We start from the raw sequence: 18,868 nt of genomic DNA, 5'->3' as shown, positions 1-18,868 counted from the left end.
GCCGCATCCCCACGCAGTGCCCGCACGCCCGCGGTCGCGGTTTTGTTCGTCTCAGGCCTGCCTTCAGCCATACAGCAAAAAAACATGAATCTGGCATTCCGGAAATTCTTCGCAGCCGCAAGCTTGCTCGCCCTGCCCTACGGTGCAATGGCGGCCAGCGCAAGCCCGCCGGACACGACGGCGGAGTCGTGGAGCATCCACGGGCAGCTGACCAACACCACGCAGTGGCACCCTGCGTTTCAAGCGCCTTACAGCGGAGCCAACAGCCTGTCGCCGCACAGCGACAGTGCAGAAAGCACCGACATGACCCTGTTCGTCGGGGCGCGCTTGTGGCAGGGCGGTGCCCTTTACCTGAACCCCGAGATCAACCAGGGTTTCGGCCTGAGCGACACGACGGGTGTTGCCGGATTTCCCAGTGGCGAAGCCAGCCGGGTGGGCGCAAATACACCTTACGCTCGCTTGCCCCGCGCGTTCATCCGCCAGGTCATCGATCTCGGCGGTGCCGCGGTGTCGATGCAGGCCGGGGCGAATCAGCTCGGCGGCAGCCAGACGGCAGACAACCTCACCGTGACGGTTGGGAAGTTTTCGGTTGTCGATATCTTTGACACCAACAGCTACGCGCACGACGCACGTGCGGACTTCCTGAACTGGTCCGTCGTGGATGGCGGCGCCTTCGACTACGCGGCCGACGCCTGGGGCTACACCGTGGGCGCGGCCGTGGAATGGACCCAGTCATGGTGGACCCTGCGCACCGGCCTGTTCGATCTCTCGACCGTGCCCAACGGGGAGCAGCTGGATCCCCATTTCAAGCAATATGAATGGGTGGGCGAGCTGGAAGCACGGCATCAGATCTTCGGGCGCCCGGGCAAGGTGAAGCTGCTGGGCTTTGTGAACCGTGGCGAGATGGGCAGCTACGCGAACGCGCTGAGTCTGGCGCAGCAAACAGGCGCCCGGCCCGACACGTCCCTGGTGCGGCGGTTTGCCTCCCGCGCCGGCGCGGTGCTCAATATCGAGCAGGAGGTGGCGCCTGACCTGGGCGTTTTTGCCCGTGCCAGCGTGAACAACGGCAGCCGGGAAGCCTACGAGTTCACCGACATCAACCGATCGCTGTCCGGCGGCTTTTCCCTGAACGGCGATCGGTGGGGACGGCACGACGACACGGTGGGCGTGGCGGCGGTGGTGAACGGTCTGTCGGGTGCGGCGCGTGCCTATTTCGCCGCCGGTGGTCTGGGTCTGCTCATCGGTGACGGGCAGCTCCATTACGGCACGGAGCGGATCACCGAGATGTACTACAGCTGGCAAGTACAAAAACATCTCGCCGTCACCCTGGACGTCCAGCATGTGGTCAATCCCGCCTACAACCGGGATCGCGGCCCCGTGTCCCTGGTCGCGCTGCGGGTGCACGCCGAATTCTGAAGCATGAGCCGCCGGTGGCGGCCCGACGGTGGCGCGCTACAGCAGCTCCAGCGCCACAGCGGTCGCTTCGCCGCCACCGATGCACAGCGTCGCCAGTCCTCTCCTGAGGCCTCGTGCCTTGAGCGCATACATCAAGGTCACCATGATGCGCGCGCCGGTGCAACCGAGCGGGTGACCGAGCGCGCAGGCGCCGCCGTTCACGTTGACCTTGTCATGTGGCACCTTCAGGTCGTGCATCAGCGCCATCGGCACCACGGCAAACGCTTCGTTGATCTCCCACAGATCGACGTCACCGACCTTCCAGCCGGCCTTGCCAAGCACCTTCTCGGTTGCACCGATCGGCGCCGTGGTGAACCATCCGGGCTCCTGCGCGTGGGTCGCGTGGGCGACCAGGCGCGCCAGCGGCTTGCAGCCGGCCTCCTTCGCCGTGGATTCGCGCATCAGCACCATCGCGGCGGCACCGTCATTGATGCTGGAGCTCGACGCGGCCGTGATCGTGCCGTCCTTCTTGAAAGCAGACTTCAGGCCCGGGATCTTCTCGACATTGATCCGGCCCGGGCCTTCGTCCGTGTCGACCACGTGCTCGCCCTTGCGGTCCTTCACCGTCACCGGCGTGATTTCGGCCTGGAATGCTCCTGATTCGATAGCAGCCCTGGCCCGTTGCACGCTGGCTACGGCGAATCCGTCCTGCTGTTCGCGCGTGAAATGGTATTTGGCCGCGCAGTCCTCGCCGAACGTCCCCATGCTGCGGCCGGCTTCGTAGGCATCCTCCAGCCCGTCGAGCATCATGTGATCAAAGATCCGGTCGTGCCCCATGCGGTAGCCGCCGCGCCCCTTGAGCAGCAGGTACGGCGCGTTGGTCATGCTCTCCATGCCGCCAGCCACGATCACATCGTGGCTGCGCGCGAGCAGCATGTCATGCGCGAACATGGCTGCGCGCATGCCCGAGCCGCACACCTTGTTCAGAGTCACGGCGCCGCAGCTGCGCGGCAGCCCTGCCTTGTGCGCGGCCTGGCGCGCCGGCGCCTGCCCCTGGCCGGCCGGCAGGACGTTGCCGAACAGCACCTCGCCCACCCGCTCCGGCGCCACGCCGGCGCGCTCCATCGCCGCCCTGATGGCCGCGCCACCCAGGTCGTGCGCCGCGAGGCTGGAAAAATCGCCCTGGAAGGCGCCCATGGGGGTGCGGGCCGCACCGACAATAACGATGGAATCAGACATGATTTTTTCCTTGCAAAAAAAGAGCGATCCGAATCAACCATAGTTGACGTTTACGTAAACGTCAATTTTGACAGAATCAGGGCACGATGCAAGCCGGCACGCCTTTCACGCCTTGCTGATCGGAATGTAAATCTCCGCGCCCTTGCGCTTGAACTCCTCCGACATGCTCTGCATGCCCTCGCTCAGGGCCTGCTCGTCCGTCACACCCAGGGTTTTGGCGTATTCGCGCACTTCCTGGGTGATCTTCATGGAGCAGAACTTCGGTCCGCACATGGAGCAGAAGTGCGCCACCTTGGACGAATCCTTCGGCAAGGTCTCGTCATGGAAATTGCGCGCCGTGTCGGGGTCCAGCGACAGGTTGAACTGGTCCATCCAGCGAAACTCGAAGCGCGCGCGCGACAGCGCATCGTCGCGCGCGCGCGCCCCAGGGTGGCCCTTGGCCACGTCCGCCGCGTGCGCCGCGATCTTGTAGGTGATGATGCCGGTCTTGACGTCTTCGCGGTCCGGCAGGCCCAAGTGTTCCTTGGGCGTAACGTAGCACAGCATCGCCGTGCCGTACCAGCCGATCATGGCGGCGCCGATGCCGCTGGTGATGTGGTCGTAGCCGGGGGCGATGTCGGTGGTCAGCGGGCCCAGCGTGTAGAACGGCGCCTCGTGGCAGTGTTTGAGCTGCTCGGTCATGTTCTCCTGGATCATGTGCATGGGTACATGGCCGGGCCCCTCGATCATGACCTGCACGTCGTGGCGCCAGGCCACCTGCGTGAGCTCGCCCAGGGTGCGCAGCTCGGCAAACTGCGCCTCGTCGTTGGCGTCCGCGCCCGAGCCCGGGCGCAGGCCGTCGCCGAGCGAATAGCTCACATCGTAAGCCTTCATGATCTCGCACATTTCCTCGAAGTGCGTGTAGATGAAATTTTCCTTGTGGTGCGCAATGCACCACTTCGCCAGGATCGATCCGCCGCGCGAGACGATGCCGGTGACGCGATTCGCCGTGAGGTGGATGAACGGCAGGCGCACGCCCGCATGTACCGTGAAGTAGTCCACGCCCTGCTCGGCCTGCTCGATCAAGGTGTCGCGGAAAATCTCCCACGTCAAATCCTCGGCCACGCCGCCGACTTTCTCTAACGCCTGGTAGATCGGCACCGTGCCGATCGGCACCGGGGAGTTGCGCACGATCCAGTCGCGCGTGGTGTGGATGTTCTTGCCGGTCGACAGGTCCATCACCGTGTCGGCGCCCCAGCGGATCGCCCAGACCAGCTTCTCCACCTCTTCCTCGATGCTCGAGGTGACGGCCGAGTTGCCGATGTTGGCGTTGATCTTCACCAGGAAGTTGCGTCCGATGGCCATCGGCTCCAGCTCGGTGTGGTTGATGTTGGCCGGAATGATGGCGCGTCCACGTGCCACCTCATCGCGCACGAATTCCGGCGTCATCACCTTCGGGATCGCCGCGCCGAAGCTGTTGCCGGCCAGCCGCTTTTCGCGCGCGGCGTCCTGCTGGTACTGCTGCATCCACTCCAACTTCTGGTTCTCGCGGATCGCCACGTATTCCATCTCCGCCGTGACGATGCCTTGGCGCGCATAGTGCATCTGCGACACGTTGGCGCCAATCCGGGCGCGCCGCGGCGCGCGCTGCAGGCCCGCGGCCTGGGCACGCAAAGCGGCCAGCGTGTCGGTTTCGCCATGTTTGGCGCCGTCGTCGAGCGCGAACGGGACGCGGCCCACGTAGGCCTCCGTATCGCCCCGGTCGTCGATCCAGCGCTGGCGTGGCGTCGGCAGGCCCTGGCGCACGTCGATCACGGCATCGGGGTCGGTATAGGGCCCCGAGGTGTCGTACACCGTGACGGCTTCGCCGTTGCTCTGCAGGATTTCGCGCAGCGGCACCTTGATGCCCAGCGCGCCCGTGACGTAGCGCTTGCGCGACGCGGGCAGCGGCTCCCGGGTCAGGTTGATGAATTGGGCTAATTTGTCGGGCGCATTCATGGCAAAGTCTCCTGGTCAATGGCACATTGCTCCGAAGGACGGCGACAACCATGCGAACTGAAAGGAGACGGCACGATGCCCCCAAGGGGACGTACAGACCATCGTCTGGCTCTTCTTACGCCGGTACAAGCCGGATCAAGTTCGCGGGTTTGGAAACCATCTCAGCGCAGATCCTGCGCACCCCGGGCGGCGCCAGTATAGGCGATTCTTCCCCGCCGCGCGACTACGACAAATCGGTTTCCCCGTCCGTCGGGTTGAAGCGCTTCTTCTGGTCATAGGGGAACACGTCGTACACGTGCCCCTGCGCGATGCGCTCCTTGTGCGCCTGCCAGAACGAGGCGTCGAGCAGGTCGGCGTGGTGCTCGAGGAAGACCGCGCGCACCTGCGGATTGCCGAGCAGGAAGGGGCCAAAGGTTTCGGGAAAGACGTCGTGCGGGCCGACCGTGTACCAGACCTCCCCGCTCATCTCTTCCTCTTCGTTGCGCGGCTCGGGCACGCGGCGGAAGTTGCAGTCGGTGATGTACTCGATCTCGTCGTAGTCGTAGAACACCACCTTGCCATTGCGCGTGACGCCGAAATTCTTCCACAGCATGTCGCCCGGGAAAATGTTGGCGGCCACCAGGTCCTTGATGGCATTGCCGTACTCAATCACGACGCGTTCGATCTGGGCCCTGGCGTGCGGATCGCCCGGCCCCGCGTCGAAGGCTTCCTGCAGGTAGATGTTCAGCGGAATCATGCGCCGCTCGATATACAGGTGCTTGATGATGACCTCGAGATGGCCATCGCCGTCGCGGTCGCTGATCTCGAGCTGGCTCGGTGCGAATTTGCGGATTTCCTCGATCAGATCGTCCTCGAAGCGCTCGCGCGGAAACGCCACTTCGCGGTATTCCAGCGTGTCGGCCATGCGGCCTACGCGGTCGTGCTGCTTGACCAGCAAGTACTTGGCCTTGATCTGCTCGCGCGTGGTTTCCTTTTGCGGCGGGAAGTAATCCTTGATGAGCTTGAAGACGAACGGGAACGAGGGCAAGTCGAATACCAGCATCACCATGCCCTTGATGCCGGGCGCGATGCGAAAGCGGTCGGTGGAATAGCGCAGGTGCTGCAAAAAATCGCGGTAGAACAGCGTCTTGCCCTGCTTGGCCAGGCCCAGCGCGTTGTAGATTTCGGTGCGCTGCTTGCGCGGCATCAGGCTGCGCAGGAATTGCACCCAGGCCGAAGGAATCTCCATATCCACCATGAAGTAGGCGCGCGCAAAGCTGAACAGCATCAGCAAATCGTCTTCGCCGAACAACGCCGCATCGATCACCAGCTTGCCATGCCGGTTGTGCAGGATCGGCAGGGCAAACGGGATCTCGGTGAAACCGTTGATGATCTTGCCGACCACGTAGGCGCCCTTGTTGCGAAAGAACAGGCCGGACAGCACCTGGAACTGGAAGTTGGTGCGCAGCTTGGCGTCGCCGAGCCGTCTTTTCATGGCCTGCAAGACATACCCGGTATCGCGGTCCAGGTCTTCAAACGGGCGGCGCAGGTCGAAGTCGTTCACCAGCTGCTTGAACACCTCGCGCATGTTCTCGCGCGTGGGATAGTAGGCATGGTAGGTGGGGCGTGCGGTGCGTTCGGGGTTCTCGATGTACTCGGTGCTGACCGCCGGCCGCACGAAAATGAAATCGTTGTGAAAGTGCGTACGGTGCAGGATTCTGGTGGTGACCGAATTGAAAAAGGTTTCGGCCAGCTCGGGCTGGTAGTGGTCCACCAGCAGGCCAATGTAGTGCAGCTTGATCTGCTGCCACACGTCCATGGGCAGCGCGCCGGCCTTGAATTCGCGCTCGAGCCGGGTGAAGCACTCGCGCACACGCAAGTCATAAAACTCGATGCGCTCACGCTGCGCACGCTGCTGCCCGTGCCAGTCAGCCGTCTCGAAGCGGTGCTTGGCGCGGGCCGACTCGGTGCGAAACAGCCGGTAGTGGCGGTTGAAGCCGTCCACCATGGCCTTGGCGATGTCGTAGGCCAGCGGCGAGTCCAGGCGCTGCGGGAACATTCAGTGCCTGCCCGGCCGCCCGAAAGGCACTGAGCACCCCCTCGGGGGACAGCGAACGCAGTGAGCGTGGGGGTGCACTCTAACTCCGCTGGCTCCGCTCGGCGACCACGGCATCGACGGCGACGCGATATAGGGGCGCCAGGGTGTCGGCGCTGGAGACGGTCATCTTCAGGTCGTGCAGCAGCCCGTCGTGCACGCCATAGGCCCAGCCGTGAATGCTAGCCTTCTGGCCGCGCGCCCAGGCGTCGGTGAGCACGGTGCTGACGCAGACGTTGACCACCTGCTCGATCACGTTCAGCTCCACCAGCGCGTCGCCGCGCTGCTGTGGCGACAGGCTCTCAAGCAACGCCTGATGGCGCTCGCGCACGTTCTGGATATGCCGAATCCAGTTGTCGGCCAGACCGACCCGGGCGTTGCGCAGCGCGGCCGTCACGCCGCCGCAGCCGTAGTGCCCGACCACCATGATGTGCTCGACCTTCAGCACATCCACCGCAAACTGGATCGCCGACAGCGCGTTCAGATCCGAATGCACCACCAGGTTGGCGACATTGCGGTGCACGAACACCTCGCCTGGATCGAGCCCGGTGATCTGGTTCGCCGGCACCCGGCTGTCGGAACAGCCGATCCACATGTATTTGGGCGTTTGCTGCTTCACCAGGCTGCTGAAGAAGCCGGGGCGCTCGCGCTCCATCTGCGCGGCCCAGTTGCGGTTGTGGACGAACAGGTCGTCAATATTGGCAGTAGTCATGGGGTAATTTTAATTTAGGGAACATCTGCAACGCGTCACATCGTCTCGCTGAACAATTCTCGCCCGATCAGCATGCGGCGGATTTCGCTGGTGCCCGCGCCGATTTCATACAGCTTGGCGTCGCGCCACAGGCGCCCCAGCGGGTACTCGTTGATGTAGCCGTTGCCGCCGAAAATCTGGATGCCGTCGCCCGCCATGCGGGTGGCCTGTTCGGCACACCACAGGATCAGGCTGGCGCAATCCTTGCGCACCTGGCGCACGTGCTCGCTGCCCAGCGCATCGAGGTTCTTGCCCACGGTGTAGCAGTAGGCGCGGCCGGCCTGCAGCACGGTGTACATGTCGGCGACCTTGCCCTGGATCAGCTGGAACTCGCCGATGCTCTGGCCGAACTGCTTGCGGTCGTGGATGTAGGGCACCACGTTGTCCATCACCGCCTGCATGATGCCGATCGGGCCGGCCGACAGCACCGCGCGCTCATAGTCGAGCCCGCTCATCAGCACCCTGGCGCCGCTGTTCAGCCCGCCCAGAATCTGGCCGGCCGGCACCTCGACGTTGTGGAACACCAGCTCGCCCGTGTGGCTGCCGCGCATGCCCAGCTTGTCGAGCTTTTGCGCGATGGAAAATCCCTTCATGCCCTTTTCGATGATGAAGGCGGTGACACCGCGCGCACCCAGCTCGGGCTCGGTCTTGGCGTACACCACCAGGGTGTCGGCATCGGGCCCGTTGGTGATCCACATCTTGTTCCCGTTGAGCAGGTAGTAGCCGCCCTTGTCCTCGGCCTTGAGCTTCATGCTGATCACGTCCGAGCCCGCGCCCGGCTCGCTCATGGCCAGCGCGCCGACGTGCTCGCCGGAGATCAGCTTGGGCAGGTATTTCTTGCGCTGGGCCTCGCTGCCGTTGCGCTTGAGCTGGTTCACGCACAGATTGCTGTGCGCGCCGTAGGACAGGCCCACCGAGGCGCTGGCGCGCGAAATTTCTTCCATCGCGATCATGTGCGCGAGGTAGCCCATGTTGGCGCCGCCATACTCTTCGCTCACGGTGATGCCGAGCACGCCCAGATCGCCCATCTTGCGCCACAGATCCATCGGAAACTGGTCGCTGCGGTCGATCTCGGCCGCGCGCGGCGCAATCTCGGTCTGTGCAAAATCATGCACGGCGTCGCGCAGGGCGTCGATGTCTTCGCCGAGCTGGAAGTTGAGTCCTGGCATGTTCATGGGGATCTCCGTTGCAAGGGGTTGAAATACGTTAATAGGTTTTGGGCACGGGCACCAGCGTTTGCTGCATCACCGCGCAGTCACTTTGCCTGCCGTGCGCGTCCAGATGCACTACCTGCGCCGTGGTCACGACAATGCGCTTGCCGGCCTTGACCACCTGTCCGGTGGCCCGCAGTTCGCCGCCCTGATAGGCCGCCAGGAAGTTGATCTTGTACTCGACCGTGGTCACCTCCATGCCCTCGGGCACGAGGGTCAGCGCGGCATAGCCGCCGGCAATGTCGGCCAGCGCGCCCATCGCGCCGCCATGAAAACCGCCCTGCTGCTGCGTGACCTTGTCCGAATGGGGCAGGGCAATCTCGCACAGGCCGGGCTCCACGCGCAGCAGCCGCGCGCCCAGATGCCGCATCATGCCCTGCCGGCTGAAGCTGGCCTCGATGCGCCGAAACAGATCGGTGGCGAGCCCTGTCGGGGCGGAAGTCGGGGAAGTGGGTGCGGTCATGGGGTAAAGAAGGTTGAGGGGGGTTCATCAACGCCCGTGATGAAGGAATTATTTCGACTTGTCGACCCTGGCCAGCAGGATTCTGGCCTCTCTTTCGTGCGTTTTGACCTCTTCCAGATTCGCCTGCAATTCGGCCAGCTGCTGCTCCAGCTGCTGGCGGTGATTCGACAGCACGGCCAGGAATTTCTTCAGCTGCGGCGCGGTGTCGCGCGGGCTGTCGTAGCTGTCGATGATCTCCCTGGCCTCCGTCAGGCTCAGCCCCAGCCGCTTGGCGCGCAGTGTCAGCTTGAGCCGGGTGCGGTCGCGCGCGCTGTACACGCGGTTGCGCCCGCCCGGACCTTCGCGTTCGGGCTGCAGCAGCTGCATGTCCTCGTAGAAGCGGATGGCGCGCGTGGTCAGGTCGAATTCTTTCGCAAGGTCGCTGATCGTGTAGGTGATGGCCATGGCGGGAAATGTGCGAAACGGGAAGGCTTTACCGAAGTGACACTGCAAAGGCTGCAGAGTCCATACAATGCACGATTACACCTTACGTTTACGTAAACGTCAACATCCACCGGCCTCCTCCATGAACCTGCTCGAACAACAACTCCACTACCCTTTGGGCGATGTTTTGCCCGAACCCGGCACCACCCTCGAGGTCGCACCGGGCGTGCGCTGGATCCGCATGAGCCTGCCGTTTGCGCTGAACCATATCAACCTGTGGCTGCTGCGCGACGAGATGGACGGCCCGAATGGCCCGGTCCAGGGCTGGACCATCGTGGACTGCTGCATCAGCCGGGACGAATCGAAGGCCCAGTGGGAAGCCATCTTTGCGACCCAGCTCCAGGGCCTGCCGATCCTGCGCGTGATCGTGACGCACATGCACCCGGACCATATCGGCCTGGCGCACTGGCTGTGCGAGCGCTGGCAGGCGCCGCTGTGGATCAGCGCCACCGACTACAACGTGGCGCGCCTGAGCACCCGGGGCACCACCGGCTTCGGCGGCGAGAGCGCGGCCCGGTTCTTTGCCTCACACGGCCTGACCGACCCCGACTCGATCGAGAAAATCCGCGCCCGCACCAACTACTACCCCAGCCTGGTGCCCGACGTGCCGCGCAGCTTCCACCGCCTGATGGACGGCTACACGGTGCGCATCGGCGGGCGCGACTGGACCTGCATCAGCGGCTACGGCCATGCGCCCGAGCACATCGCGCTGCACTGCGCCGAGCTGAACCTCCTGATCGGCGGCGACATGATGCTGCCGCGCATCTCGACGAATGTGAGCGTGTACGACGTCGAGCCCGAGAGCAACGCGCTGACGCAATTCCTCGACTCGATCGACAAATTCAGCGCGCTGGATACCGACACCCTGACCCTGCCCTCGCACGGCAAACCGTTCAAGGGCCTGCACAAGCGCATCGAGCAGTTGCACGACCACCACCGCGACCGGCTGGCGGAAGTCATGGAGGCATGCCAGAGCAAGCCCTGCCACGCCGCCGACATCCTGCCCATCATGTTCAAGCGCCCGCTCGACCTGCATCAGACGACGTTTGCCATGGGCGAGGCGGTCGCGCATCTGCACGCGCTGTGGTACGGCGGCCAGCTGCGCCGCACGCTGGATGGCGACGGCATTTATCGCTTCAGCGCCGTCTGAGCGGCCCGCCAGGCCTCAATCCCAGCGCGGCAGCGCTTCTTCCTTGAGCTGGCCACGCAATTCGGTGTAGTCGGGCACCACCGTGCGCACCGTGTCCCAGAAACGCGGGCTGTGGTTCATCACGCGCAGATGGCTCAGCTCGTGCGCCACCACGTAGTCGATGATGGGCTGGCGGAAATGGATCAGGCGCCAGTTCAGGCGGATCGATCCGTCCGCGCTGGCGCTGCCCCAGCGCGTGCCGGCATTGCTCAGGGCGAGGCGGCGCCACTGCACGCCCAGGCGCGGCGCGAAATGGTTCAGCCGCTCCAGAAATATGCGCCGCGCCTGGCGCATCAGCCAGGCCTGCACGGCATCGCGGATCTGCGCCGGCGTGGCGCTGAGCGGCAGCCCGAGGCGCAGGCTCAGCCGCGGCGCACCGGGCAGCGCCCCGCCGTGCGCACCGGCATCGGCATCGGTCTGGAGCACGGCCCCGACCTCGCTGAACGCATGGCGCGGATCGAGCACGATGACGACGCGCTCGCCCAGAAACGGCAGCGTGGCGCCGTTCTTCCACTCGACCCGGTTCGATTCGAGCCGGCCCTGGCGCTCGCGCGCTTCGCCCAGTTTTTTCACGACCCAGGTGGACTTTTCGCGCAGCGCGGCATCCACCTCGTGCAGCGGCACCCACTTGGGCGCGCTCACCACCAGGCCGTCCGGCCCCACGGCAAAGCCGATGGTGCGGCGCTTGCCGCGCCGGAACTCATAGGCCACGACGGCGCCCGACAACTGCGCCTCGCGGTTCGCGCGCGGATGGCGGAAAGCGGCGGGCGCCAGCATCTGCTCGAGCGGACGGGCAGCCTCGTTCGCTGCAGCTGTTACTACAAATTCGATAGCTGGTTGCGAAGGCCCCATGGGGGCTACAGCCTTATTTCTCTTAAGAACCGGCGGTGCGGGCGGCTCCGGCCCAAACAGGTCCAGCGTGAACTGAAGCAGCCCGCGCATCATTGCGATTCAGCGCCGGCGATCGGCGTCGGCTCCGGCTGGCAAGGCGGCGGACGCGGGCCCCGGGCCGTAGGCCTCGGGGTCAAGCCGGCGCATCTCGGCCTCGATCCAGGTTTGCACCTCGCGCATCAGCTCATCGGGCTTGCGCCCGACGCTGGCGATCGGCTTGCCGATTGAGATGTCCACGACGCCCGGCGTCTTGATGAAGGCCTTGCGCGGCCAGCATTTGGCCGACGTGACCGCAATCGGAATCACCGGCACGCCGCACTGGATCGCCAGCCGGGTGCCACCCGACTTGTAGGTGCCAGCCTGGCCGCGCGCAATGCGCGTGCCCTCGGGGAACATGATGACCCAGGTGCCCTGCTTCATGAGCCGCTTGCCCTGAGCCACCACCTTGCTAAAGGCCCGCGCGCCCTGGCTGCGGTCGATGTGGATCATGTCCATGCGCGCCATGCTCCAGCCGAAGAACGGCACATACAGCAACTCGCGCTTGAACACATAGGCCAGCGGGTGCGGCATGATGGCCGGCATCACCAGCGTCTCCCAGGTCGACTGGTGCTTGACCAGCAGCACCGCCGCCTCCAGCTCGCCCTGCGGCAGGTTCTCCCAGCCGGTGATGCGGTTCTGGATGCCCAGGATCACGGTGCCGCTGTTCACCGCGAGCCGGAGCCAGCCAGCGCAGATCCAGTACATGCGCGTGCTGCTCACGAACAGCGAGGCGATGATGGCGAAGGTGGCCCACGGAATCACGGTGATGGCCATCCACAGCAGATGCAAAAGCGAGCGGATCAGACGCATGTCAAGCCATCTCGGCCGCGCGTGCAGGCTGCGGGGCGGCCTCGCGCGCGAGGATGAACGAGGCAAATGCCGCCAGATCTTCATGCACCATCGTCCCCGCGGGAAAGGCCTCGGGCAGCGGCTCGCCGCACGCCAGCCGGTCGCGGAACTGCGCGCCCTGGCCCGTCAGCAGCAAATGGACCTCGCACCCGGCCGCGACCCCGGCCTGGATGTCGCGCAGGCTGTCGCCCGCCGCCGGCACGTTCCTGAGTTCGACGCCGTAGCGCTCGCTAATCTGCTCGAACAGGCCGGCTCCAGGCTTGCGGCAGCTGCAGCCTTCGCCGGGCGCATGCGGACAGAAAAACACGGCGTCGATGCGCCCGCCCTGGGCTGCCAGCAGCTTGTGCATCTTGGCGTGGATCTGGTTCAGCGAGGCCATCTCGAACAGCCCGCGCCCCAGCCCCGGCTGGTTCGCCACCACCACCACGCGCCAGCCCGCATGGTTGAGCCGGGCAATCGCCTCCAGCGCACCGGGCATGGGAATCCATTCGTCGGGCGTCTTGACGAAATCTTCGCTGTCCCAGTTGATGGTGCCGTCGCGGTCGAGGATGACGAGCTTCATGGCGCCGCCACCAGTCTGGACAGATCGGCCACGCGGTTCATGGCATCGTGCAGGCGCTTGAGCAGGCCGAGCCGGTTCAGGCGCAGGTCCAGCTCCTCGGCGTTCACCATCACGCCGTCGAAAAACGCATCGACCGGCTCGCGCAGTGCCGCCAGCGTCTGCAGCGAGGCCGTGTAGTCGCCGGCCTCGAACTGCGCATTGGCCTGCGGCACGATCTGGTTCATGGCCGCGAACAGGGCTGCTTCGGCCGGCGCCTTCAGCAGCAGCTCGCTGACATGCGGGTCCACCTCGGGCGCCTTTTTCAGGATGTTGCTGATGCGCTTGTTGGCGGCGGCCAGCGCGGGCGCCTCGGACAGCGCGGCGAAGGCGCGCACGGCGTCGAGGCGCTTGGGCACGTCGGCCAGGCGCTGCGGCCGTTGCGACACCACAGCATCGACTTCCTGCGCGCCGTAGCCCTGTTCGCGCAGGGTGCCGGTCAGGCGGTCGTAGATGAAGGTCGAAATTGCGTCTGCACCCGGAGCGTCCAAATGCCAGCCAAAGTCAAACTCGGCTTTGTCGCCCGCCTGTTTTGCCTCGCCTTGTGCTGATTGATCAAACGCGGCAGACGCGATATCCACCAATTGCATCAGCCCCAAATCCAGACTCTTCTCGATCAGCATCCGGATCACGCCGAGCGCATGCCGCCGCAGCGCGAACGGATCGCGGTCGCCGGTGGGCAGGTTGCCGACGCCGAACATGCCGACCAGGGTTTCGAGCTTGTCGGCCAGCGCTACCACCGTGCCGACCGCGTTGCGCGGCAGCGCGTCGCCGGCGAAGCGCGGCTTGTAGTGATCCTCGATCGCATCGGCCACGGCCGGATCGAGCCCGTCGTGCAGCGCGTAGTAGCGCCCCATGGTGCCCTGCAGTTCGGGGAACTCGCCCACCATGTCGGTCACGAGGTCGGCCTTGGCCAGCTGCGCGGCCTGCGTGGCCTGCGCCGCGAGCCCGGCGCCGCCCAGCCGCTCGGCGATCGCGCGCGCGATGTGCATCACCCGCAGCACACGCTCGCCCTGCGTGCCGAGCTTGTTGTGATAGACCACCTTGCCGAGCTGCTCGACCCGCGAGGCCAGCGTCTTCTTGCGGTCCTGGTCGAAGAAGAACTTGGCATCGGCCAGGCGCGGGCGCACCACGCGCTCGTTGCCCTGGATCACCGCGCTGGCATCCAGGGGCGTGATGTTGCTGACGACCAGGAACTGGTGGGTGAGCTTGCCCTTTGCATCGAGCAGCGGGAAGTATTTCTGGTTCGCCTTCATCGTGAGGATCAGGCATTCCTGCGGCACCTCGAGAAACTGCGGCTCGAACGCGCACACCAGCACGTTCGGACGCTCGACCAGCGCGGTCACCTCGTCGAGCAGCGCGTCGTCATGGATCGGCTGGAGCGCTGCGTGCGACTTCCCGCCCTCACTGCCACCCGCCTTGAGCGCGGCGGCCGCCAGCTGGCGCACGATCTCGGCGCGGCGCGCCTCGAAGCTGGCGATCACCGCGCCGTCGTCGGCCAGCTGCTGCGCGTAGCTGTCGGCGCTGCGCAACACGACCGGGTCGACGCGCGCCTCGAAGCGATGGCCGTGCGTGTCGCGCCCGGCCTGCAGGCCCAGCGCCTGCACCGGCACCACGTCGGCGCCATGCAGCGCGACCAGGCCGTGCGCTGGCCGCACAAAGCTCACGCTGCTCCAGCCCGGCAGCTCGCAGCCGCTCTCGAGTTGGTAGCTCATGACCTTGGGGATGGGCAGTTTGGCGATGGCGTCCAGCAGCGCCGCCTGCAAGCCCTCGGCCAGCGTCGCCCCCTGCTCCGTGCGTTCAAGGAACAGCGCCTCGGCCTTGCCGTCCACGGCACGCCTGAGGCCCGCGACTGCTTGCGCGCCGACGCCGAGCGCCTGCAGTTTTTTCAGCAGCGCGGGCGTAGCCTGGCCCGCGGCATCGAGCCCGACCGCGACCGGCATGAGTTTTTGCGACACGGCCTTATCAAAGGCCTGTGCGCGAACATCGGTGACATGCGCGGCGAGCCGGCGCGGCGAGGCAAAGGCGGTGAGCTGGGCGTCGTTGCCCGTCAGGCCCTGCGCCTGCAGCTTTTCAAACAGCACGCCGGCAAACGCCTCGCCCAGCGTGCGCAGCGCCTTGGGCGGCAGCTCTTCCACAAACAGTTCAACAAGCAGGTTCTTGGTAGTCATCGGGTCTCTAATCAGTTGAGGACAGAGCAACGCGCCGCTTCGCTCCGGTCTGTCCCGCAAGGTATCACGCGGCCTTCTTCATCATCTGCGCCACCCACTCGCGCGGCGCCATCGGGAAGCCCAGACGCTCACGGCTCTCGAAATAACTTTGCGCCACGGCGCGCGCCAGGTTGCGGATACGGCCGATGTAGGCGGCGCGCTCGGTCACGCTGATGGCGCCGCGCGCGTCCAGCAGGTTGAAGCTGTGCGCGGCCTTGAGCACCTGCTCGTAGGCCGGCAGCGCGAGCTGCACCTCGATCAGGTGCTTCGCCTGATTCTCGTGCGCATTGAAGGCGGTGAATAGAAAGTCGGCATCGCTGTGCTCGAAGTTGTATTTGGATTGCTCGACCTCGTTCTGGTGGTACACATCGCCGTAGCTAACGCCAGGCGCCCATTCGAGGTCGAAGATGCTTTCCTTGCCCTGGAGGTACATCGCCAGGCGCTCCAGCCCATAGGTGATCTCGCCCGTGATCGGCCGGCAGTCGATGCCGCCGACCTGCTGGAAGTAGGTGAACTGCGTGACCTCCATGCCGTTCAGCCAGACCTCCCAGCCCAGACCCCAGGCGCCCAGCGTGGGATTTTCCCAGTCGTCCTCGACAAAGCGGATGTCGTTCTTCTTCAGATCAAAGCCCAGCGCCGTGAGGCTGCCCAGGTACAGCTCCAGGATGTTGGACGGTGCGGGTTTGAGCACCACCTGGTACTGGTAGTAGTGCTGCAGCCGGTTCGGATTCTCGCCGTAGCGCCCGTCCTTCGGGCGGCGGCTCGGCTGCACATACGCGGCCTTCCACGGTTCCGGCCCGATTGCTCTTAAAAATGTAGCGGTATGCGAAGTACCGGCGCCAACTTCCATGTCATAAGGCTGCAATAGCGCGCAGCCCTGGGCGTCCCAGTAGGACTGCAGGGTCAGAATGATTTGCTGAAAGGTCAACATAGGTGATGGCGCGCCGAGCGGCTCGGCGCAAACGGTAAGGGAGCAGGCTCAAGCCCGCCTGAGCCCTGATTTTACGGGCCTTCCGGCGCCCCACCGCTGCCACAGTGCCAGCGCCACGCTCAGAAACCCCAGCGCCCACAGCGGCCACAGCCCCAAGCGCGACACCCACCAGGCATAGGGCGTGATGCCGTTGCGCCCCTGCACCTCGCCCACCAGCAGGCCGCGCGTGTAGCGCGGCAGCGCGCGCGTCACGTGGCCGCGGTAGTCGATGATCACGGTGGCGCCGGTGTTGGTGGCGCGGATCATGGGCCGCTCGAACTCCAGCGCGCGCATGCGCGAGATCTGCAGGTGCTGGTCGATGGCCACGCTGTCGCCGAACCAGCCGATGTTGCTCATGTTGACGAAGATGGTGGGGGCTGAAGCCGCTTCGCCAAAACGCGCGCCCAGTTCCTCGCCGAACAAGTCTTCGTAGCAGATGTTGGGCGCCAGGCGCTGTCCGTGCACCGTGAACGAGGGCTGCCCGACCGCGCCGCGGTTGAAGTCGCCCAGCGGGATGTTCATCATCTCGGTGAACCAGCGAAACAGCGGCGGAATGAACTCGCCGAACGGCACCAGGTGGTGCTTGTCGTAGCGGTAGGGCGCGGTCTGGCCCGGCGCGAGCCCAAGCGCCGAGTTGGTATAGCCCTGCTCGTAACTGCCCAGCGGAATGCCGATCAGCGCGGCCTGCGGCCCCCTCAAACCAGGCTGCGCAAAGCGCTGCTGCAGCGCGGCCCAGTAGCCCTCGGGCAGTTGCTGCGGCAACAGCGGAATGGCGGTCTCGGGCGCCACCACCAGCGGCGTGCGCGCCGCCTGCAAGCGCTCGCCATACCACTGCAGCGCCACCGGGATGCCGCTGCCGCCCTGGAATTTTTCGTCCTGCGGGATGTTGCCCTGCAGCAGCGTCACGCCCAGCGTGCCGCCGTCGGTGCTCCAGGGGTGGCGCGCCAGACCCACCAGAATGGCCACGGGAAGGAGGGCCGCCAGCAGCCCCCAGGGGCGCAGCCCCAGCGCCGCCCCCGGTTGGCGCAGCCACGCTGCCATCAGATACGCCACCAAGGTGGCGATCCAGCCCACACCAAAAACACCCACGCTGCTGGCAAAAACGCCCAGCGCATCGACCTGCGCATAGCCGCCCGCGCCCCACGGAAAGCCGGTGAACCACTGGTCGCGCGCGAGTTCGGCGAGCAGCCACAACGCTGCAAAAAGAATAGCGGACAGTGCATTGCTGGCGGGGGCTAGCGCCACAAAAGCCGCACAAGCCGCGGCGTAGTACAGCGCCAGCAGTGCCGCCAGAGCGGCGACCGCCAGCACCGCCAGGACGGCCGGCAGGCCGCCGTAGGTATGCATGGAAATGAACAGCCACCAGAACGTGCCGCTGAGCCAGCACAGCGCAAACAGCCAGCCCAGCCCCGCCGCGCGGCGCCAGTTGCCGCCAGCACGGCAGCGGTCCACCTGCCAGGCCAGCGCGCCCAGGGACAGCAGTTGCAGCCACCAGACTGGTGCGCCCGGCGCCAGCCCGAAGGCGAAGGGCCAAGCCAGGCTGGCGGCCTGCGCGGCGCCGGCCAGCGCGACCAGCAGCAGGGAGCGTGGGAGGGAAGCTCGCACTAGCCCGTGAGGTCTTCGGTGGCGGCGGGCGAGACCTTGAACCAGCGCACGGCGCCGCCCTTGGTGTGCAGCACCACGAAGTCGAGCCCGGCCATCCGGTGCTGCTCGCCGCGCTTGGGCACATGGCCCATTTCGTGCGCGATCAGGCCGCCAATGGTGTCGAACTCGTCCTCGGGATCGGTGCTCGCCAGCGTGACCGCAAAGGTCTCGTTCACGCGCTCGATCGGCGTGTCGCCGCTGACGCGGTAGGTGTGGTCGGCCAGGCCGAAGATGTCGCCTTCGTCCTCGGGGATGTCGAACTCGTCCTCGATCTCGCCGACGATCTGCTCCAGCACGTCCTCGATGGTGATGAGCCCGGCGACGCGGCCGAACTCGTCGATCACGATCGCCAGGTGGTTGCGGTTGCCGCGGAAGTCGCGCAGCAAATCGTTCAGCGCCTTGGTCTCGGGCACGAACACGGCGGGGCGCAGGAGCGCGCGGATATTCAGCTGGGGCGCGCGCTGCAGTTTCAGCAAGTCCTTGGCCAGCAGGATGCCGATGATGTTTTCCTTTTCACCCTCGAACACCGGAAAGCGCGAGTGCGCGGTCTGGATCACGTCGTGCAGCAGCTCGTCGAAGGGCGCGTCGATGTCGATCAGGTCCATGCGCGTGGCGGCGACCATGACGTCGCCAGCCGTCATGTCGGCCATGCGGATCACGCCCTCGAGCATGACGCGGCTCTCGGCGCCGATCACCTGGTTGTCCTCGGCCTCGGCCAGGGTCTGGATCAAGCCGGTTCTGGAATCGGGCCCGGGGGAAATAAATTCGGCAACTTTTTGCAGGAAAGTGCGCTTGTCTTCCTTCTCATGAAAGCGCGAAGGGTGGGGGTCGGACACAGTGGATGTGCGGTAGTGATGGAGCCTCTAGGATAGCGGATTGGTGCGG

General features: G+C 65.5%; 16 protein-coding genes and 1 riboswitch. Of the genes, 2 read left to right on the top strand and 14 right to left on the bottom strand.

Translation table 11 applies throughout. The features are described from left to right. Positions 1-84 precede the first annotated feature (84 nt). Positions 85-1,416, top strand: a complete 1,332-nt coding sequence (locus tag EUB48_RS02015; RefSeq protein ID WP_142817386.1) for a carbohydrate porin — start codon at positions 85-87, stop codon at positions 1,414-1,416. A gap of 36 nt (positions 1,417-1,452) precedes the next feature. Here the strand turns inward: EUB48_RS02015 and EUB48_RS02010 are convergent, their stop codons facing one another. The 7 genes from EUB48_RS02010 to EUB48_RS01980 form a co-directional block, all read right to left on the bottom strand. Beyond that, on the bottom strand, positions 1,453-2,634 hold the full coding sequence (locus tag EUB48_RS02010; protein WP_142817385.1) for an acetyl-CoA C-acyltransferase: 1,182 nt from the start codon (positions 2,632-2,634) through the stop codon (positions 1,453-1,455). Positions 2,635-2,739: 105 nt separating this feature from the next. After that, positions 2,740-4,611, bottom strand: coding sequence for a phosphomethylpyrimidine synthase ThiC (gene thiC / locus EUB48_RS02005; RefSeq protein WP_142817384.1), 1,872 nt, complete (start codon positions 4,609-4,611; stop codon positions 2,740-2,742). 94 nt (positions 4,612-4,705) lie between these two features. Beyond that, positions 4,706-4,806, bottom strand: a riboswitch (TPP riboswitch). A 28-nt stretch (positions 4,807-4,834) separates the two neighbouring features. After that, entirely contained in the window at positions 4,835-6,649 is a 1,815-nt protein-coding gene (gene aceK / locus EUB48_RS02000; protein WP_142817383.1) for a bifunctional isocitrate dehydrogenase kinase/phosphatase, read from the bottom strand. A gap of 79 nt (positions 6,650-6,728) precedes the next feature. Continuing rightward, positions 6,729-7,397, bottom strand: a complete 669-nt coding sequence (gene can, locus EUB48_RS01995) for a carbonate dehydratase (RefSeq protein WP_142817382.1) — start codon at positions 7,395-7,397, stop codon at positions 6,729-6,731. A 35-nt stretch (positions 7,398-7,432) separates the two neighbouring features. Continuing rightward, positions 7,433-8,611 (bottom strand): isovaleryl-CoA dehydrogenase, encoded by a 1,179-nt coding sequence (locus EUB48_RS01990; protein ID WP_142817381.1) that lies wholly within the window; start codon positions 8,609-8,611, stop codon positions 7,433-7,435. A 31-nt stretch (positions 8,612-8,642) separates the two neighbouring features. Further along, complete coding sequence (locus EUB48_RS01985) at positions 8,643-9,110, bottom strand: PaaI family thioesterase (protein ID WP_142817380.1); 468 nt, start codon at positions 9,108-9,110, stop codon at positions 8,643-8,645. Positions 9,111-9,158: 48 nt separating this feature from the next. Next, entirely contained in the window at positions 9,159-9,554 is a 396-nt protein-coding gene (locus EUB48_RS01980; protein ID WP_142817379.1) for a MerR family transcriptional regulator, read from the bottom strand. Positions 9,555-9,675: 121 nt separating this feature from the next. Between EUB48_RS01980 and EUB48_RS01975 the strand changes: the two genes are divergently transcribed. Further along, positions 9,676-10,743, top strand: coding sequence for an MBL fold metallo-hydrolase (locus EUB48_RS01975; protein ID WP_142817378.1), 1,068 nt, complete (start codon positions 9,676-9,678; stop codon positions 10,741-10,743). A 15-nt stretch (positions 10,744-10,758) separates the two neighbouring features. On the opposite strand, the gene EUB48_RS01970 is transcribed toward EUB48_RS01975, so the two are convergent. From EUB48_RS01970 to EUB48_RS01940, 7 genes are all read right to left on the bottom strand, one after another. Continuing rightward, complete coding sequence (locus EUB48_RS01970; RefSeq protein WP_168226683.1) at positions 10,759-11,724, bottom strand: M48 family metallopeptidase; 966 nt, start codon at positions 11,722-11,724, stop codon at positions 10,759-10,761. Positions 11,725-11,733: 9 nt separating this feature from the next. After that, positions 11,734-12,522 carry a lysophospholipid acyltransferase family protein gene (locus tag EUB48_RS01965; RefSeq protein ID WP_142817376.1) on the bottom strand — a complete coding sequence of 263 codons (789 nt, stop codon included), beginning with the start codon at positions 12,520-12,522 and terminating at the stop codon, positions 11,734-11,736. 1 nt (position 12,523) lies between these two features. Then, entirely contained in the window at positions 12,524-13,123 is a 600-nt protein-coding gene (gmhB, locus tag EUB48_RS01960; protein WP_142817375.1) for a D-glycero-beta-D-manno-heptose 1,7-bisphosphate 7-phosphatase, read from the bottom strand. After that, positions 13,120-15,330: a glycine--tRNA ligase subunit beta gene (gene glyS / locus EUB48_RS01955; RefSeq protein ID WP_142817374.1), complete on the bottom strand. Its 2,211-nt coding sequence runs from the start codon at positions 15,328-15,330 to the stop codon at positions 13,120-13,122. Before glyS ends, gmhB begins: the two co-directional genes overlap by 4 nt. Before the next feature lie 64 nt (positions 15,331-15,394). Then, a complete protein-coding gene (gene glyQ / locus EUB48_RS01950; protein ID WP_142817373.1) occupies positions 15,395-16,300 on the bottom strand; it encodes a glycine--tRNA ligase subunit alpha in 906 nt (301 codons plus the stop codon). A gap of 48 nt (positions 16,301-16,348) precedes the next feature. Further along, complete coding sequence (lnt, locus tag EUB48_RS01945; protein WP_142817372.1) at positions 16,349-17,944, bottom strand: apolipoprotein N-acyltransferase; 1,596 nt, start codon at positions 17,942-17,944, stop codon at positions 16,349-16,351. Further along, the gene (locus EUB48_RS01940) at positions 17,944-18,819 is read right to left on the bottom strand and encodes an HlyC/CorC family transporter (protein ID WP_142817371.1); all 876 of its coding nucleotides are present in this window, start codon (positions 18,817-18,819) and stop codon (positions 17,944-17,946) included. The genes lnt and EUB48_RS01940 overlap by 1 nt, the downstream gene beginning before the upstream one ends. Positions 18,820-18,868 lie beyond the last annotated feature (49 nt).

Origin of the sequence: Rhodoferax sediminis (assembly GCF_006970865.1) — a bacterium.
GTDB lineage: Bacteria > Pseudomonadota > Gammaproteobacteria > Burkholderiales > Burkholderiaceae_C > Rhodoferax_A > Rhodoferax_A sediminis.
Note: the sequence above shows the minus strand (reverse complement) of the source record. Positions and strands in the feature narration are given on the sequence as shown.

Bases quoted from the DNA above. Each gene is read 5' to 3' on its own strand.
- EUB48_RS02015 (WP_142817386.1), top strand. From the start codon at position 85: ATGAATCTGGCATTCCGGAAATTCTTCGCAGCCGCAAGCTTGCTCGCC.
- EUB48_RS02010 (WP_142817385.1), bottom strand. From the start codon at position 2,634: ATGTCTGATTCCATCGTTATTGTCGGTGCGGCCCGCACCCCCATGGGC.
- thiC (WP_142817384.1), bottom strand. From the start codon at position 4,611: ATGAATGCGCCCGACAAATTAGCCCAATTCATCAACCTGACCCGGGAG.
- aceK (WP_142817383.1), bottom strand. From the start codon at position 6,649: ATGTTCCCGCAGCGCCTGGACTCGCCGCTGGCCTACGACATCGCCAAG.
- can (WP_142817382.1), bottom strand. From the start codon at position 7,397: ATGACTACTGCCAATATTGACGACCTGTTCGTCCACAACCGCAACTGG.
- EUB48_RS01990 (WP_142817381.1), bottom strand. From the start codon at position 8,611: ATGAACATGCCAGGACTCAACTTCCAGCTCGGCGAAGACATCGACGCC.
- EUB48_RS01985 (WP_142817380.1), bottom strand. From the start codon at position 9,110: ATGACCGCACCCACTTCCCCGACTTCCGCCCCGACAGGGCTCGCCACC.
- EUB48_RS01980 (WP_142817379.1), bottom strand. From the start codon at position 9,554: ATGGCCATCACCTACACGATCAGCGACCTTGCGAAAGAATTCGACCTG.
- EUB48_RS01975 (WP_142817378.1), top strand. From the start codon at position 9,676: ATGAACCTGCTCGAACAACAACTCCACTACCCTTTGGGCGATGTTTTG.
- EUB48_RS01970 (WP_168226683.1), bottom strand. From the start codon at position 11,724: ATGCGCGGGCTGCTTCAGTTCACGCTGGACCTGTTTGGGCCGGAGCCG.
- EUB48_RS01965 (WP_142817376.1), bottom strand. From the start codon at position 12,522: ATGCGTCTGATCCGCTCGCTTTTGCATCTGCTGTGGATGGCCATCACC.
- gmhB (WP_142817375.1), bottom strand. From the start codon at position 13,123: ATGAAGCTCGTCATCCTCGACCGCGACGGCACCATCAACTGGGACAGC.
- glyS (WP_142817374.1), bottom strand. From the start codon at position 15,330: ATGACTACCAAGAACCTGCTTGTTGAACTGTTTGTGGAAGAGCTGCCG.
- glyQ (WP_142817373.1), bottom strand. From the start codon at position 16,300: ATGTTGACCTTTCAGCAAATCATTCTGACCCTGCAGTCCTACTGGGAC.